Genomic DNA, 18,427 nt, shown 5'->3' with positions numbered 1-18,427 from the left:
GCGCGCTCGTGGCGAGTGGTGTGTCCGCTGTGGACGTCGGGTTCTCGTTGGCGACCACGCGGGCGTTGTTCGACCACCGGGCCGTGGTGCTCGGTGGTGAGGTTGTCGCCGAAGGCGTGGCGGCGGGCAAGCCGCTGGCGTTCCTGTTCTCCGGGCAGGGGGCGCAGCGGATCGGGGCCGGGCGTGAGTTGTACGAGGCGTTCCCGGTGTTCGCGGAGGCGTTCGATGCCGCGCTGGTCAACCTCGATCCGGCGTTGCGCGAGGTCATGTGGGGCGATGACCAGGAGGCGTTGAACCAGACCGGGGTGGCGCAGCCGGCGTTGTTCGCCGTCGAGGTGGCGCTGTACCGGTTGATCGAGTCGTTCGGGGTGCGGCCGGACCACCTGGTCGGGCACTCGGTCGGGGAGATCGCGGCGGCGCACGTTGCGGGTGTCTTGAGCCTTGAGGACGCGTGCCTGCTGGTTACGGCGCGGGCGGCTCTCATGCAGGCGTTGCCGGCCGGTGGCGCGATGGTGTCCGTCATCGCTTCCGAAGAAGAGGTGTTGCCGCACCTCACCGCAGGCGTGTCGATCGCGGCGGTCAACGGGCCGCGCACGGTCGTGATCGCCGGCGTTGAAGACGAGGTGCTGGCTGTCGCTGAGCGGTGGAAGAGCAAGCGGCTGAAGGTGTCGCACGCGTTCCACTCGCCGCTGATGGAGCCGATGCTGGACGACTTCCGTGAGGCGATCAGCGGGATCGAGTTCCGTGAGCCGCTTGTCGGAATGTCAACATCCGGCGATGTCACCACCGTCGACTACTGGGTCAACCACGTTCGGGACGCGGTGCGGTTCCACGAGAACGTCACTCGGTTGGGTGATGTCACGCTGATCGAGGTCGGGCCGGACGCCCAGTTGAGCGCCATGGTGGACAGCTCGACGTCGGTGTTGAGGCGTGATCGCGGTGAAGTCGAGTCAATGTTGACCGCACTCGGTCAAGTACATGTTGACGGAATCAATGTTGACTGGACGCAGCTGTACACAGGTGGGCGGAAGGTCGATCTGCCCACCTACGCGTTCGAGCACCAGATGTTCTGGCCGAAGGCGGTGCGCAAGGCCGGTGACGTCGGTGCGCTCGGGCTCACGCGGGTGGAGCACCCGTTGCTCGGGGCCGCGGTCGACGTCGCCGGTGCGGACGGGGTGCTGTTCACGAGCCGGTTGTCGCTGGGCTCGCACCCGTGGCTCGCGGATCACCGGGTGTTCGGGCAGGTGCTGCTTCCCGGCACGGCGTTCCTGGAACTCGCGGTTCGCGCGGGTGACGAGGTCGGGCTCGACCGTGTCGACGAGTTGACGCTGGCCGCGCCGCTCGTGCTGCCCGAGCAGGGTGCCGTGAGGGTTCAGGTCGCGGTGGGGGACGAAGAGAACGGACGTCGTACCGTCGGGGTCTTTTCACGGCCGGATGGCGAGAACGCGCCGTGGACGCAACACGCCACTGGCTTCCTGGCGAGCGGCACGACTGGCAGTGACTTCGATGCGACCGTCTGGCCACCGGACGCGGAAAGCGTTGACGTCGAACGGGCTTACGAACGGTTCGCGGAGAACGGCTTCGAGTACGGGCCGGTGTTCCAGGGGCTGCGGGCGGTCTGGCGCGGGGACGGCGAGGTGTTCGCCGAGGTCGCGCTGCCCGAGGACGTGGACGGGACGGCGTTCGGGCTGCACCCGGCGCTGCTCGACGCCACGCTGCACGCCGGCGGGTTCTTCGACGGGGCCGAGGCGGGGCTGCCGTTCTCGTGGGAAAGGGTGTCGCTGCACGCCACCGGTGCGACGTCGGTCCGGGTGAGGCTGCGGCGCGACGGGGACGCGTGGGTGATCGCGGTCGCCGACACGACGGGCGCTCCGGTCGCGACGATCGGGTCGCTGGTGACGCGGGCGGTGTCCGGGAAGCAGACGAGCGCGGTGGACCGCGACTCTCTGTTCCGGCTTGACTGGGTGCCGGTGTCGCTGCCCAACGCCGGTGCGGCCGCCGTGTGTGTGGAGGAGTTCGTCGGCGACGGGGACGTCGTCGCACAGACGCACGCTCTCGCCGCCCGTGCGCTGGAGTTGGTGCAGCGCTGGATCGCTGAAGAGCGTGCCGAACGGCTCGTGTTCGTGACGCGGCAGGATGATCTGGCCGCGAGCGCGGTGCACGGCCTGGTCCGGGCCGCGCAGAACGAGCACCCCGGCCGGTTCACGCTCATCGACACCGATGCCGAGGTGTCCGAGCAGGTTCTCGCGATCGACGAGCCGCAGCTGCGGGTGCGCGACGGTCAGGTGTCCGTGGCGCGGCTCGCGCGGGCCGAGGCGGCGGAGCAGGGCGAGTTCACCGGACCGGTGCTGATCACCGGCGGCACCGGCGGGCTGGGACGGGTGATCGCGAAGCACCTCGTCGAACGCTACGGCGTCCAGGAACTGGTGCTGGTCAGCCGCACCGGCAAGGCCGAAGTGCCCGATGTGGACGCCAAGGTCACCGTCGTCGCGTGCGATGTCAGTGACCGCAAGGCGTTGCAGAAGGTGTTGAGGAAGCACAAGGTCCGCAGCGTCGTGCACACCGCCGGAGTGCTGGACGACGGCGTGATCGAGTCGCTCACGCCGGAGCGGCTGTCGGCCGTGCTCAAGCCCAAGGTCGACGCCGCCTGGAACCTGCACGAGCTCACCAAGAACCTCGACAACTTCATCATCTTCTCCAGCGCCGCCGGCACGTTCGGTGCCGCGGGGCAGGCGAACTACGCGGCGGGCAACGCGTTCCTCGACGCACTGGCGCAGCACCGGCGTTCGGCCGGACTGCCGGCGGTGTCGCTGGCGTGGGGCGCGTGGAACCAGACCGGCATGCTGTCCGAGGCCGACGCCGAACGCATGGCACGCGGCGGAACTCCACCGCTGTCGGTGAAGCAGGGGCTCGCGCTGTTCGACGCGGCGATCGCCGGTGAGGACGCGGTGCTGCTGCCGTTGCGCCTGGACCTCGCGACGTTGCGCGGCCACGACGAGATCCGCCCGCTGCTGCGCGGACTGATCCGCACGAAGGCCCGTCGCGCGGCGGCCCAGGCCGACTCCGGGCTGGTTCAGCGGCTCACGGCGATGGCCCCGGAGGCACGGCTCACCGCGCTGCTCGACCTGGTGCGCGCCGAGGTCGCCGCGGTGCTCGGCCACGACGGGGTCGCCGCGGTGGACCCGGCGAAGGCGTTCCAGGACCTCGGGTTCGACTCGCTGACCGCGGTCGACCTGCGCAACCGGCTGACCGGCGTCACCGGGTTGCGCCTGCCGAGCACGCTGATCTTCGACTACCCGACGTCCGCGGTGCTCGCGGGTTTCCTGCGCGACGAACTGTTCGGCGCCTCGGACGTGCTGGAATCGCTGCCCGCGCTGACGTCCACTTCGGACGATCCGATCGTGATCGTCGGCATGGCCTGCCGCTATCCCGGTGGTGTCGCCACGCCGGAACAGCTGTGGGACCTCGTGGTCGACGGCCGCGACGCCATCACGGAGTTCCCGTCCAACCGCGGCTGGGACCTCGACTCGCTCTACCACCCGGACCCCGACCACGTCGGCACCTCGTACACGAAGTCCGGCGGCTTCCTGCACGACGCCGACCAGTTCGATCCGGAGTTCTTCGGCATGTCGCCGCGTGAGGCGGTGTCGACCGACGCGCAGCAACGCCTGCTGCTGGAGGCGTCGTGGGAGGCGCTGGAGCGGTCGGGGATCGACCCCGTCGCGCTGAAGGGCAGTCCGACCGGTGTGTTCGCCGGTGTCATGTACAACGACTACTCGCTGCTGCTCGAAGGTGATTCCGAGGGTTACCAGACGACCGGTGGTTCGCCTTCGGTGGTGTCGGGCCGGGTCTCCTACACGTTCGGCTTCGAAGGACCCGCGGTCACGCTCGACACGGCGTGCTCGTCGTCGTTGGTCGCGATGCACTGGGCGATGCAGGCTCTCCGCGCCGGTGAGTGCTCGCTGGCGCTGGCCGGCGGCGTGACGGTGCTGGCTTCTCCTGGCACGTTCATCGGGTTCTCGCGGCAGCGCGGCCTCTCGCCGGACGGCCGTTGCAAGGCGTTCTCCGACTCCGCTGATGGTGTCGGCTGGTCCGAGGGTGTCGGTGTGGTCGTGCTGGAGCGGCTGTCCGACGCTGTTCGCAACGGCCACGACGTGCTGGCTGTCGTGCGTGGTTCGGCGGTCAACCAGGACGGCGCCTCCAACGGCCTGACCGCGCCCAACGGTCCCTCGCAGCAACGGGTGATCCGGCAGGCGCTGGCGTCCGCCGGTCTGTCCACTGCGGACGTCGACGTCGTCGAAGCGCACGGCACCGGTACGTCTTTGGGCGACCCGATCGAGGCGCAGGCGTTGCTCGCGACCTACGGGCAGGACCGGCCGTCGCCGCTGCTGCTCGGCTCCATCAAGTCGAACATCGGCCACACCCAGGCCGCGGCCGGTGTCGCCGGCGTGATCAAGATGGTGCAGGCGCTGCGGCACGGCGTCGTGCCGCAGACGCTGCACATCGACTCGCCGTCGTCCCACGTGGACTGGGAAGCGGGGTCGGTCCAGCTCCTGACCGGCAACGCCTCGTGGCCTGAGGTCTCCCGTGCCCGCCGCGCCGCCGTCTCGTCGTTCGGTGTGTCGGGCACGAACGCGCACGTGATCTTGGAAGCGCCGAGTGCTCAGGAATTGTCAGACCCGGTTGAGATGATTGGGATGGGGGCTCGCAGCCCCCTGGGGGCCAGCGAGGCGGGATCGATTCAGGTTGTGGGTGCGCCGCTGGTGGTGTCGGCGAAGTCGGCGGCGTCGTTGCGGGCCCAGGTGGAGCAGGTCGGCGCGCTCGTGGCGAGTGGTGTGTCCGCTGTGGACGTCGGGTTCTCGTTGGCGACCACGCGGGCGTTGTTCGACCACCGGGCGGTGGTGTGGAACGGCGTCGAGCTCGCCTCTGGTGTGGTGCGGAACCGGCCACTTGCCTTCGTGTTCTCCGGGCAAGGGTCGCAGCGGGTTGGCATGGGGCGCGAGTTGTACGAGGCGTTCCCGGTGTTCGCGGAGGCCTTGGACGCCGCGCTGGTCAACCTCGATCCGGCGTTGCGCGAGGTCATGTGGGGCGACGACCAGGAGGCGTTGAACCAGACCGGGATCGCGCAGCCCGCGATCTTCGCGGTCGAGGTGGCGTTGTTCCGGTTGCTGGAGTCGTTCGGGGTGCGGCCCTCGCAGCTCGCCGGGCACTCCATCGGGGAGATCGCGGCGGCGCACGTCGCGGGCGTGCTGAGTCTGGATGACGCGTGCTTGTTGGTGACGGCGCGGGCGGCTCTCATGCAGGCGTTGCCTGCTGGTGGCGCGATGGTGTCCGTCATCGCGTCCGAGGGCGAGGTGCGTGAGCATCTGACGGACGGTGTGTCTGTTGCTGCCGTCAACGGGCCGCGGTCTGTGGTGATCGCCGGCGTTGAGACAGAGGTTCTGGCTCTCGCGGAGCGGTGGAAGAGCAAGCGACTGAAGGTGTCGCACGCGTTCCACTCGCCGTTGATGGAGCCGGTGCTGGGCGACTTCCGCGAGGCGATCAGTGGGCTCACGTTCCACGAGCCTGTTGTCGGAATGTCGACATCCGGCGATGTCACGACGGTCGAGTACTGGGTGGACCACGTTCGGGACACCGTTCGTTTCCACGACAACGTCGCTCGGTTGGGTGACATGACGTTGGTCGAGGTCGGGCCCGACGCGCAGTTGACGGCGATGGTTGACGGGTTGATTCCGACGTTGACGCGGGTCAAGTCCGATGTTGAGTCAATGTTGACTGCACTGAGTCAAGTACATGTCGACGGAATCAATGTTGATTGGGCGCGGTTCTACGGCGGCGGCAAGCGCATCGAGCTGCCCACCTACCCGTTCAACCGTCAGCGGTACTGGCCGGCGAGCGCCGGGAAGACGTCGGACGCGTCCGGGCTCGGGCTGGTCAGTGTCGGGCACCCGTTGCTCGGCGCGTCGGTGGAGCTCGCCGAGGGCGAAGGCGTCGTGTTCACCAGCCGGGTGTCGCTGAGCACGCACCCGTGGCTCGCCGACCACGTGATCATGGGGCGCACCCTGGTGCCGGCCGCCGTGCTGATCGAGCTGGCCATGAGGGCCGCGGACGAGGTCGGGCTGGACCGGGTCGACGACCTCACGCTGGCCGCGCCGCTCGTCCTGCCGGAGCGCGGAGCCGTGCAGGTGCAGTTGAAGGTCGGTGCGGAGAGCAACGGTCGCCGGCAGTACGCGATCCACTCACGGCCTGAGGACGCGCAGGACACGCCGTGGACTCAGCACGCGACCGGTTTCCTGGCGAGTGGCACGACCACGGGCAGCTTTGACGCCTCCGTCTGGCCGCCTGCTGGGGCTGTGGCGATGGACCACGAGGAGTGCTACGAGCGGTTCGCGAGCGTCGGGTTCGCCTACGGGCACGCGTTCCAGAACCTCAAGGCGGCCTGGCGGGTAGGTGGGGAGATCTACGCCGAGCTCGCGTTGCCGGAGGACGTCGACGGGGCCGCATACGGTCTGCATCCGGCGTTGCTCGACTCGGCGCTGCACGCGGCGTTGCTGGACGAGACGCTCGACGCCGGTCTGCCGTTCTCCTGGGAGGGCGTGTCGCTGCACGCCACCGGGGCGAGCGAGCTGCGCGTCAAGCTGACCCGCGATGAGGGCGGCATGCGCAGGACGATCGCGCTGGCCGACGTCACGGGTGCGCCGGTCGCCACCGTCGAGGCCGTGATCGTGCGGGCGGTGAACGTCGAACAGCTCGGCGAGGCCAGGCAGAGCGAGCTGTTCGGGCTCGAGTGGGTGCCGGTCACGCAGGAGGACGTCGCCGCGCCCGCGTCTGTCTCGGTGCTCGGGCCGGACGTGCTCGACCTCGGGTTCCCGGTCGTCGGCACGATCGCTGACGCCGATGCGGGGCTTGTGCTGGTGCCGATCGTGGGAACTGAAGATGTGCTCGGCAGCACGCACCGCAACGCAGCACGTGTGCTGGGACTGGTGCAGGAATGGATCAGCAGCGGTAAGGACGGCAGACTCACGTTCGTCACGCGGGGGGCGACCACCGGCGAGGACATGGGGGCCGCCGCGGTCTGGGGTCTGGTGCGGTCGGCGCAGTCGGAGCACCCGGAACGGTTCGGGCTGATCGACCTGTGCGGCAACAACCTTTCCACCGCGATGGTTTCAGTTGCGTTCGGGGTCGACGAGCCGCAGCTGGTGGTGCGTGACGGCGAGGTGGTGGCCGCACGGCTGGCGCGGGTCACCGGTGAGTCCGAGGTCCGGTGGGAAGGCAAGGTCCTGGTCACCGGCGGTACCGGCGGTCTGGGTGCGGTCGTCGCGAAGCACCTCGTCGAGGCGCACGGTGTTCGGGAGCTGCTGCTCGTGAGCCGTCGCGGCCACGCCGACACGGCGGAGCTGGAAGCGTTGGGAGCACAGGTCACCGTCGCCGCGTGCGACGTGACCGATCGGGATGCTGTCGCGGAACTTCTTGCCCAGCACGAGATCCGGGGTGTCGTGCACGCGGCCGGTGTGCTGGACGACGGCGTGATCGAATCGATGACGCCGGAGCGCGTCGCGAACGTGCTCAAGCCCAAGGCCGATGCCGCCTGGCATCTGCACGAGTTGACGTCCGATCTCACGGCGTTCGTGGTGTTCTCGTCGGCGGCCGGGGTGTTCGGCAACGCCGGGCAGGCCAACTACGCGGCGGGTAACGCGTTCCTCGACGCGCTTTCCGCGCATCGCAAGGCGTCCGGTCTGCCCGCGACGTCGATGGCGTGGGGCGTGTGGGCCGGTGTCAGCGGGATGACCGGCGAGCTGACCGAGGCCGAGGCCGCGCGGATGACCACCGCCGGCATGCCGCCGATCACGGTCGAGCAGGGGCTGGAGTTGTTCGACGCGGCCGTGACGAGCGGGGCGGCGCTGACTGTTCCGGTGCGGCTCGACCTCGCGACGTTGCGGGCACGTGGTGCGGTGGCGCCGTTGCTGCAGGGGCTGATCCGGGTCAGGGCGCGGCGGGCGGCGGCTGGTTCCGCCACCGCTTCCGGACTGGTGCAGAAGCTCGGCGCGATGGACGTCGCCGACCGGCACTCGGCTCTCGTCGACCTGGTGCGCGCGCAGGTGTCGTCGGTGCTGGGCCACGCCTCGATCGACGCCGTTGACGCGACGCGGGCGTTCCAGGACCTCGGGTTCGACTCGCTGACCGCCGTCGAGTTGCGCAACCAGCTGACCGAGGCGACCGGGTTGCGGCTGCCGGCGACGCTGGTGTTCGACTACCCGACGGCGATCGCGCTGGCCGATCACCTGCACGCCGAGCTGTTCGGTTCCGCCGACGTGGTGGCGGATCTGCCCGCGCTCGTGTCCACTTCGGACGACCCGATCGTGATCGTCGGCATGGCCTGCCGGTTCCCCGGTGGCGTGTCGTCGCCGGAGACGTTGTGGGACCTGGTGGCGTCGGGCACGGACGCGATCACGCCGTTCCCGGCGAACCGCGGCTGGGATCTCGACTCGTTGTTCCACCCGGACCCCGACCACCTCGGCACGTCCTATGCGCGCGCCGGTGGTTTCCTGCACGACGCGGACCAGTTCGATCCGGCGTTCTTCGGGATGTCGCCGCGGGAGGCGCTCGGCACGGACGGCCAGCAGCGCATCCTGCTGGAGACGACCTGGGAGGCGCTGGAACGGGCCGGGATCGACCCACAGACGTTGCGCGGCAGTCGAACCGGTGTGTTCGCCGGCGTCATGTACTCGGACTACGCGCAGATCCTGGAGTCCGACTCCGAAGGGCACCAGGGGGCCGGAACCTCGCCCTCGGTGGTGTCGGGCCGGGTGTCCTACACGTTCGGGTTCGAGGGGCCGTCGGTGTCGATCGACACCGCGTGCTCGTCGTCGCTGGTCGCGATGCACCTCGCGGCGCAGGCTCTTCGGGCCGGTGAGTGCTCGCTGGCGCTGGCCGGTGGTGTGACGGTGATGTCGACTCCGGGTGCGTTCGTCGGGTTCTCGCGTCAGCGGGGGTTGTCGGAGGACGGGCGGTGCAAGGCGTTCTCGGATTCCGCCGATGGCGTTGGTTGGTCTGAGGGTGTGGGTCTGCTCGTGTTGGAGCGTCAGTCGGATGCGGTGCGTCTTGGGCACACGGTCCTTGCGGTCGTGCGTGGATCGGCGATCAACCAGGACGGTGCTTCTAACGGGCTGACGGCGCCTAACGGGCCGTCGCAGCAGAGGGTGATTCGGCAGGCGTTGGCGTCTGCTGGACTGAGCACTGCTGATGTCGACACGGTTGAGGCGCACGGCACGGGTACGACTTTGGGTGATCCGATCGAGGCGCAGGCGTTGCTCGCGACCTACGGTCAGGATCGTGCGGTGCCGTTGCTGCTCGGTGGCATCAAGTCGAACATCGGGCACACGCAGGCGGCCGCGGGTGTGGCGGGCGTGATCAAGATGGTGCAGGCCATGCGGAACGGCGTCGTGCCGCCGACGCTGCACGTGACTTCGCCGTCCTCGCACGTCGACTGGAGCGAGGGGGCGGTCGAGCTCGTCACCGAGGCGACGCCGTGGCCCGCGGTGTCGCGGCCGCGACGGGCCGGTGTCTCGTCGTTCGGGCTCTCCGGCACCAACGCGCACGTGATCTTGGAAGCGCCGGGAGCGTCGGGGATCCCCCCAATTTCCAGCGTACCGGACGAAAGTGCTGGTCAAGGGGCCGCTCAGCGATCTGTGGACAACTCGGTGCCTGTGGACAACCTGGTGCCGTTCGTGGTGTCGGCCAGGACCGCGGAGGCGTTGCCCGGGCAGGTCGAGCGGGCCAAGGTCGCTGAAGGGGCGCCTGAGGACGTGGCGTACTCGTTGTTGAACACTCGGGCGCGGTTCGATCATCGGGCCGTGGTGCTCGGGGGCGAGGTGCTGGCGTCCGGGGTCGCGTCGTCGCAGCGGTCGGTCGCGGTGTTGTTCTCCGGGCAGGGATCGCAGCGGGTTGGTATGGGGCGCGAGTTGTACGGCGTGTTCCCGGTGTTCGCTGAGGCGCTGGACGCCGTGTTGATGTACCTCGACCCGGCTGTTCGGGACGTCATGTGGGGTGACGACCAGGAGGCGTTGAACCAGACCGGGGTGGCGCAGCCGGCGTTGTTCGCCGTTGAAGTGGCGCTGTACCGGTTGTTGGAGTCGTGGGGTGTCCAGGCCGAGCAGGTCGCCGGGCATTCCATCGGCGAGATCGCGGCGGCGCACGTCGCGGGTGTGTTGAGCGTTGAGGACGCGTGTCTGCTGGTCACCGCGAGGTCTGCGCTGATGCAGGCGTTGCCTGAGGGTGGCGCGATGGTCTCGGTTCAGGCTTCTGAGGACGAGGTTCTGCCGCACCTCACGGGTCGCGTGTCGATCGCGGCGGTCAACGGGCCCAGGTCCGTGGTGATCGCGGGTGTGGAAGACGACGTGCTGGCGATCGCTGAGCGGTGGAAGAGCAAGCGGCTCAAGGTGTCGCACGCGTTCCACTCGCCGTTGATGGAGCCGATGCTGGACGACTTCCGCGAGTCGCTCGCGGAGATCACCCTGCGAGAGCCGGGCATTCCTGTGGTGGCCAGCGGGGACGTCACGACTGTCGACTACTGGGTGAACCACGTCCGGGACGCGGTTCGGTTCACGGACAACGTGCAGCGGCTCAAGGATGGTGGCGCGACCACGTTCGTCGAGGTCGGGCCGGACGGGGTGCTCAGCGCTCTGGTCGAGGACGCGATTCCGTTGCTGCGCAAGGACAAGGGTGAGCGTCTTGCGGCGTTGACGGCGTTGGCTCGTCTGCATGTTGAAGGTGTGAGGGTCGACTGGAGCGGGTTCTGCGCCAGTGGCAAGAAGATCGACCTGCCCACCTACGCGTTCGACCACCAGCGGTACTGGCCCGCGGTGCGGATCGGCGGGGACGACGCGTCCGGCATCGGCATGGTCGCGGTCGGGCACCCGTTGCTCATCGCATCGGCGGAACTCGCTGACGGGGAAGGGTTCCTGTTCACGAGCAGGCTGGCGGCGCGCACGCATCCGTGGATCCGCCACCACACGATCATGGGACGCGTGATGGTGCCGGGTGCGGCGCTCGTCGAGCTCGCGCTGCGGGCCGGGGACGAGGTCGGGCTGGACCGGCTGGAGGAGCTGACGTTGTCGGCGCCGGTGATCCTGCCGGAGCACGGCGGACTCGCGCTGCAGATGAAGGTGTCCGCCGGCGATGACCGACGGACGTTCACCATCCACGCGCGGCCTGACGAGGTGACCGACGCGCCGTGGACCCAGGTGGTCAGTGGTGCGCTGGCCAAGGGGGAGCAGCGCGTCGAGTTCGACGCGAACGTCTGGCCGCCCAAGGCTGAAGTTGTTGACGTGGAGGGGTGTTACGAGAGGTTCGCGGAGGCCGGGTTCGCTTACGGCGGGCTGTTCCAGGGGTTGCGGGCGGCCTGGCGCGACGGTGACACGACCTATGCCGAGGTGGCGCTGCCGGACGACGTCAACGTGAAGCCGTTCGGGCTGCACCCGGCGTTGCTCGACGCCGCGCTGCACGCCTCGCTGCTCGACGAGAGCGGGGTCGCCGGGCTTCCGTTCGCGTGGGAGAACGTGTCGCTGCACGCGACGGCGGCTACGACGTTGCGGGTGAAGATGACGCGCGACGGCAACGGACTGCGGATCGCGCTCGCCGACCCCGCCGGCAACCCGGTGGCATCGGTCGAGTCGCTGGTGATGCGGGCCGTCGCGGCCGAGCAGCCGGCTGAGCTCGACGCGTTGTTCGCGGTGCGGTGGACGCCTGTCGCGGTGACGCCGGCCGAGGCGGGCAAGACCGTCAGCGTGCTCGGGCCGGACGTGCTCGGGCTGTCCGTCGGACGGGTCGAGGGTCTGCTTTCCCTGGCGGACACGGACGTTGTGCTCGTGCCGGTCGCGGGGGAGCAGAACGCCGAGTCGGTGCGGGCCGTGACGCACCGGGCGTTGGAACTGGTCCAAGAATGGATTCGCGAGGACCGCGACGGGCGGCTGGTGTTCGTCACGCGCGGTGCGGTCGAGGGTGACGACCTGGCCGGTGCGGCCGTGTGGGGGCTGCTGCGGACCGCGCAGACCGAGCACCCGGACCGGTTCGGATTGATCGACGTGGACGCGGAGGAGTCGTCGCTCGCGACGCTGCTCGGAGTGCTGGACCTGGACGAGCCTCAGCTGGTCGTGCGGGACGGTGAAGCTCGGGCGGCGCGTCTTGGACGGGTCACGGGTGGGGTCGACGAGGGTGCTTGGGAAAGTCCGGTGCTGATCACGGGTGGCACCGGTGGGCTTGGGCGGATCGTGGCTCGGCATCTGGTGGAGGCACACGGGGTCACGGAGCTGGTGCTGGTCAGTCGAAGCGGTTCCGGTGACGTGAGCGATCTGGAGGCGTTGGGTGCGAAGGTTTCTGTCGTCGCCTGCGATGCCGCTGACCGGACCGCCCTGTGGGAGGTGTTGAAGCAGCACAAGGTTCGTGGTGTCGTGCACGCGGCCGGTGTGCTGGACGACGGTGTGATCGAGTCGCTCACGCCGGAGCGGGTTGACGGTGTGTTGCGAGCGAAGGTCGACGCTGCGCTGAACCTGCACGATCTCGCGACTGAGGCGTCGAGGTTCGTGGTGTTCTCATCGGCGGCCGGGGTGTTCGGCAACGCCGGGCAGGGCAACTACGCCGCCGGCAACGCGTTCCTCGACGCGTTGGCCGCACACCGGCAGCTCAACGGGCTTCCTGGAGTTTCTTTGGCTTGGGGCGCCTGGGACACCGGCATGGTGTCGGCCGAGGACGCCGAACGGATGCGGCGTTCTGGCATGCCGGCCATCCCGTCCGAGCTGGGGCTGCGGCTGTTCGACGCGGTGGTCGCCGGAGCGGAGCCCGCGGTGGTTCCGGTGCGGCTCGACCTGGCGGCGCTGAAGCAGAACGGTGACGTGAAACCGTTGCTGCGCGGGCTGATCCGGGTCAAGGCGCGGCGCAAGGTCGCGGGGTCGGAGACGGCTTCCGGGCTGGTGCGGCGACTGTCCGCTCTGGACGAGGCCGGGCGGAACGAAGCGCTGGTCGACCTGGTTCGCGGCGAGGTCGCGGCCGTGCTCGGCTACGACACGATCGCCGCGGTCGACCCGGCGCGGGCGTTCCAGGAGCTCGGGTTCGACTCGCTGACCGCGGTCGAGCTGCGCAACCGGCTCACGGCGGTCACCGGGCTCAAGCTGCCGGCGACCGTGGTCTTCGACTACCCGTCGTCGGCCCAACTGGCCGGGTGTCTGAAGGACGAACTGCTCGGAGCGGTCACGGACGCCTCGGACCTGCCCGCGCTGGTGTCCACTTCGGACGATCCGATCGTGATCGTCGGCATGGCCTGCCGATACCCCGGCGGTGTCTGCTCGCCGGAGGACCTGTGGGATCTGGTCGCTTCCGGCGTCGACGCGATCACACCGTTCCCGGCGAACCGCGGCTGGGATCTGGACACGCTGTTCCACCCGGACCCAGACCACCCCGGCACGTCGTACGTGCGGGCGGGCGGCTTCCTGCACGACGCGGACCAGTTCGACCCGGAGTTCTTCGGGATGTCGCCGCGGGAGGCCGTCGCGACGGACTCGCAGCAGCGGCTCATGCTGGAGACCGCGTGGGAGGCGTTGGAGCGTTCCGGGATCGCGCCGGCATCGTTGCGTGGCAGCTCCACCGGTGTGTTCGCCGGTGTGATGTACAACGACTACACGCAGCTCATCGGCGGTGCGGACACCGAGGGCTTCGGCTCGACCGGAGCTTCGCCTTCGGTGATCTCTGGGCGCGTGTCCTACGCGCTGGGGCTTGAGGGACCGTCGGTGTCGATCGACACCGCGTGCTCTTCGTCGTTGGTGGCGCTGCATTGGGCCATGCAGGCTCTTCGGGCCGGTGAGTGCTCATTGGCATTGGCCGGTGGTGTGACCGTGATGTCGACCCCAGGCTCGTTCGTCGGGTTCTCGCGTCAGCGTGGTCTGTCGGAGGACGGGCGGTGCAAGGCGTTCTCGGATTCCGCCGATGGTGTCGGTTGGTCTGAGGGTGTCGGTCTGCTCGTGTTGGAGCGTCAGTCGGATGCGGTGCGTCTTGGCCACACGGTCCTTGCGGTCGTGCGTGGTTCCGCGATCAACCAGGACGGCGCGTCCAACGGGCTGACGGCGCCTAACGGGCCGTCGCAGCAGAGGGTGATTCGTCAGGCGTTGGCGTCCGCTGGGTTGTCCGCTGCTGATGTCGATGCCGTTGAGGCTCATGGCACCGGTACTTCTTTGGGCGACCCCATCGAGGCGCAGGCGCTGATGGCGACGTACGGGCAGGATCGGGACGTGCCGCTGCTGCTCGGTGGCATCAAATCGAACATCGGGCACACGCAGGCCGCTGCCGGTGTCGCGGGCATCATCAAGATGGTGCAGGCGATGCGGCACGGGGTGTTGCCGCGGACGTTGCACGCTTCGACGCCTTCGTCGCACGTCGACTGGAGCGAGGGCGCGGTCGAGCTGCTGCAGGAGAACACCGCGTGGCCTTCGGTGGAGCGGGCGCGGCGGGCGGCGGTGTCGTCGTTCGGCATCAGTGGCACGAACGCGCACGTGATCTTGGAAGCGCCTGGGGCGCTGGGGATCCCCCCAATTTCCAGCGTACGCGATGAAAGTGCTGGTCAGGGGGCCGCGCAGGAATCTGTGGATAACTCGCGGCCTGTGGACAACCTGGTGCCGTGGATCGTGTCGGCTCGGAGTGAGGCGGCGCTCGACGGGCAGGTCGAGCGGATCAGGCAGGCTCGTGGGTCGGCCGAGGACGTCGCGTACTCGTTGCTGACGAGCAGGACGTTGTTCGATCACCGGGCCGTGGTGCTCGGCGGTGAGGTGGTGGCGCGTGGGGCGGTGAGCAGGAAGCCGGTGGCGTTCCTGTTCAGCGGGCAGGGGTCGCAGCGGATCGGCATGGGGCGTGAGCTGTACGAGGCGTGTCCCGTGTTCGCCGAGGCGCTCGACAACGCGTTGCAGCACCTCGATCCCGCGTTGAAGGAAGTCATGTGGGGCGACGACCAGGAGGCGCTGAACCAGACCGGGTTCGCGCAGCCGGCGTTGTTCGCCGTCGAGGTCGCGCTGTACCGGCTGGTCGAGTCGTTCGGTGTCAGGCCGGATCACGTTGCCGGGCACTCGATCGGTGAGGTCGCGGCGGCGCACGTCGCCGGTGTGCTGAGCCTTGAGGACGCCTGTCAGCTCATCACGGCGCGGGCCGCGCTCATGCAGGCGTTGCCGCGGGGCGGCGCGATGGTGTCCGTCATCGCCTCGGAGGAGGAGGTGACGCCGTACCTGACGGGCAACGTGTCGATCGCGGCGATCAACGGGCCGCGGACCGTGGTGCTGGCGGGCGAGGAGGACGAGGTCCTCAAGATCGCCAAGCAGTGGAAGTACAAGCAGCTCAAGGTGAGTCACGCGTTCCACTCGCCGTTGATGGAGCCGATGCTGCCGGACTTCAGGGAGGCGATCAGTGAGATCACCTTCAGCGAACCGGCGATCGCGTTCCAGACCGCCGGCGACCCGACCACGGTCGACTACTGGGTCGCCCACGTCCGGGATGCCGTGCGTTTCCACGACAACGTGACCGCGCTGGGAGACAAGACGTTCCTGGAGATCGGGCCCGACGCGGCGCTCACCCCGCTGGTCGACGGGGCGATTCCGACGATCAAGCGGAACGAGAACGAGGTCACGCGGTTCCTCACGGCGCTCGGCCAGGCTCACGTCGAGGGCGTCAAGGTCGACTGGACGCCGCTGCTCGGCCACGCCAAGAAGATCGACCTGCCCACCTACGCGTTCCGCCGGCAGTCGTACTGGCCGAAGGTCGTGGAGGGCGCGAGCGATGTGAAGGCGGCCGGTCTCGGCAGTGTCGGGCACCCGTTGCTCGGCGCGGCGGTCCAGCTCGCCGGGCAGGACGGGCACCTGTTCACCAGCCGGATCTCGCTCAGGACGCACGCCTGGCTCGCCGACCACGTGATCATGGGACGCGCGCTCGTGCCCGGCGCGGCGCTGGTCGAGGTCGCGCTCAAGGCCGGCGAGGAACTCGGGCTCGACACGCTGGACGAGCTCACGATCGCGGCGCCGCTGATGCTGCCCGAGCAGGGCGGCGTGCAGATCCAGGTCGCGATCGGCGCCGAGGAGAACGACCGGCGTGCCGTCACGATCTACAGCAGGCCCGAGGACGCCGACCTGCCGTGGACCGAGAACGCCGGCGGCACGCTCAGCACCAGCGAGAGCCGCGGAACCGCGCTCACGGACTGGCCGCAGGGGGAGCCGATCGAACTGGACGGCGTCTACGACAAGTTCGCCGAGATCGGGTTCGCGTACGGGGACACGTTCCAGGGCCTCAAGAACGCGTGGCGTCACGACGGCGCCGTTCTCGCGGAGGTCGCGCTGCCCGACGGCGTCGAGCCCGGCGCGTTCAGCCTCCACCCGGCGCTGCTCGACGCCACGCTGCACACCGCGTTGCTGCAGGAAGGCGACGGGGGAGCGGGGCTGCCGTTCAGCTGGGAGGGCGTGAAGATCCACGCCACCGGTGCGGCCGCCGTCAGGGTCAGGATGACCAGGGACGACAGCGGCGCGATGCACATCGTCGTCGCCGACCCGCAGGGCAACCCGGTCGCCGAGGTCCGGTCGCTCGTGGTCCGCGCGGTCACCACGGGGCAGCTCAACGAGAACACCACCCGCGACGCCCTGTTCACGCTCGACTGGAAGCCGATCACCGCCACGGAACCCGTCAACGCCACCGTGGCCATCGCGGGCGAGGACCACTTCGGACTGGTCGGCCACTTCGTCGCCGGACGCGTCTACGGCACCATCGAGACCGCTGACGCCGAGGTCGTCCTCACCGAGATCAAGGCCTGCTCCGACGACGTCGTGGACTCCGCGCACGCCGCCGTGAGCGACGCCCTGATCAACGTCCAGCAGTGGATCACGGCGAACAGGCCGGGAAGGCTCTGGTTCGTCACGAAGAACGCCATCGCGGCGAGCAGCGCAGAAGCACCGGATCCCGTCGCGGCGGCGGTCTGGGGCCTCGTCCGGGTCGCGCAGTCCGAGCACCCCGGCACGTTCGGGTTGCTCGACATCGACGACGAGCGCTCCAGCCTCGCCGTGCTGCGGCAGGCGATCCAGGCCGAGGAACCGCAGATCGTCATCCGCGACGGCGAGATCCTCGGCGGCCGCCTCACCAGGGCGCAGCGCGGCGAGACCACGACCGAGTACGGGAAGGTGCTCATCACCGGTGGCACGGGTGGTCTCGGCCGGATCATCGCGAAGCACCTCGTCGAGAACCACGGCGTGCGGGAGCTCGTCCTCGCGAGCCGCACCGGTCAGGCGGACGTGCGAGATCTCCCGGCCGACGTCACGGTGGCGGCCTGCGATGTCAGCGACCGCGACGAACTCGCCGCACTGCTCGCCGGCCACAACCCGGCGACGATCATCCACGCGGCGGGCGTCCTGGACGACGCCACCGTCGACACCCTGACGCTGGACCGCATCGCCCCGGTGCTCCAGCCGAAGGTCGACGCCGCCTGGTACCTGCACGAACTGGCGCCGGAAGCCACCCTGATCCTGTTCGGCAGCGTCGCCGGCACGTTCGGCAACGCGGGTCAGGCCAACTACGCGGCGGCCAACGCGTTCCTCGACGCCCTTGCCGCACAACGCAAGGCGCACGGCCAGAAGGCGATCAGCATGGCGTGGGGCGCCTGGGACACCGGCATGCTCAGTGCCCAGGACGCCGAACGCATGGCCCGCTCCGGCATGCCGGCGATCACCGAGGAACTCGGCGTCACCCTCTTCGACGAGGCGCTCCAGACCGGCGCGGCAGCGACCCTTCCGGTGAAGCTGGACTTCGCGGTCCTGCGCAACCACGAGGTCGCACCGTTGTTGCGCGGCCTCGTGCGCACCAGGTCGAAGAAGGCCGTGGCAGGCCAGGAAACAGCGGACTCGCTGATCACCCGCCTGACCGCGCTCACCGACCAGGGACGCACCGACGCGTTGCTGGAGCTGGTGCGAGGCCAGGTCGCCGAGGTGCTCGGCCACGGCGAGAACGAGCAGATCGAGGGCGACCGGCAGTTCCAGGAGCTCGGCTTCGACTCGCTCACCGCGGTCGAACTGCGCAACCGCCTCGGCGGCGCGACGGGGCTGAGGCTGCCCGCCACGCTGGTGTTCGACTACCCGACGCCGAACGACCTGGTGGCACACCTCAAAACCGAGCTGCTGGCCGACGCGCCGGAGCCCGGCTTGCCGAGCGTGCTCGCCGACCTCGACGCGTTCGAGAAGGCGCTCGCCGCGGCCAGCGTGGATCCCGCGCTGCACCAGCAGATCGCCGGACGGCTCGACGTCCTGCGCACGAAGTGGGCCAGGAACACCAGCACCGAGAAGGACTTCGAGTCGGCTTCGGACGACGAGATGTTCGCGATGCTCGACGAAGAACTCGGTCTCTAGGCTAGGAGACGGAC

Annotated in this window: 1 protein-coding gene (only partly in view); it reads left to right on the top strand. The window is 69.3% G+C overall.

From position 1 onward, the window contains the following. A protein-coding gene (locus SK854_RS03295; protein ID WP_319973433.1) for an SDR family NAD(P)-dependent oxidoreductase crosses the window boundary here: on the top strand, positions 1 to 18,413 show its 3' portion. Its footprint begins 11,227 nt before the window's first position; the window shows 18,413 of its 29,640 coding nt (coding positions 11,228-29,640); the start codon falls outside the window, past its left edge; it ends in the stop codon at positions 18,411 to 18,413. Positions 18,414 to 18,427: the final 14 nt, after the last annotated feature.

Source organism: Lentzea sokolovensis (assembly GCF_033949975.1).
Taxonomy (GTDB): domain Bacteria; phylum Actinomycetota; class Actinomycetes; order Mycobacteriales; family Pseudonocardiaceae; genus Lentzea; species Lentzea sokolovensis.
The sequence above is the reverse complement of the archived record's forward strand: the minus strand, read 5'-3'. Positions and strand labels throughout refer to the sequence as shown.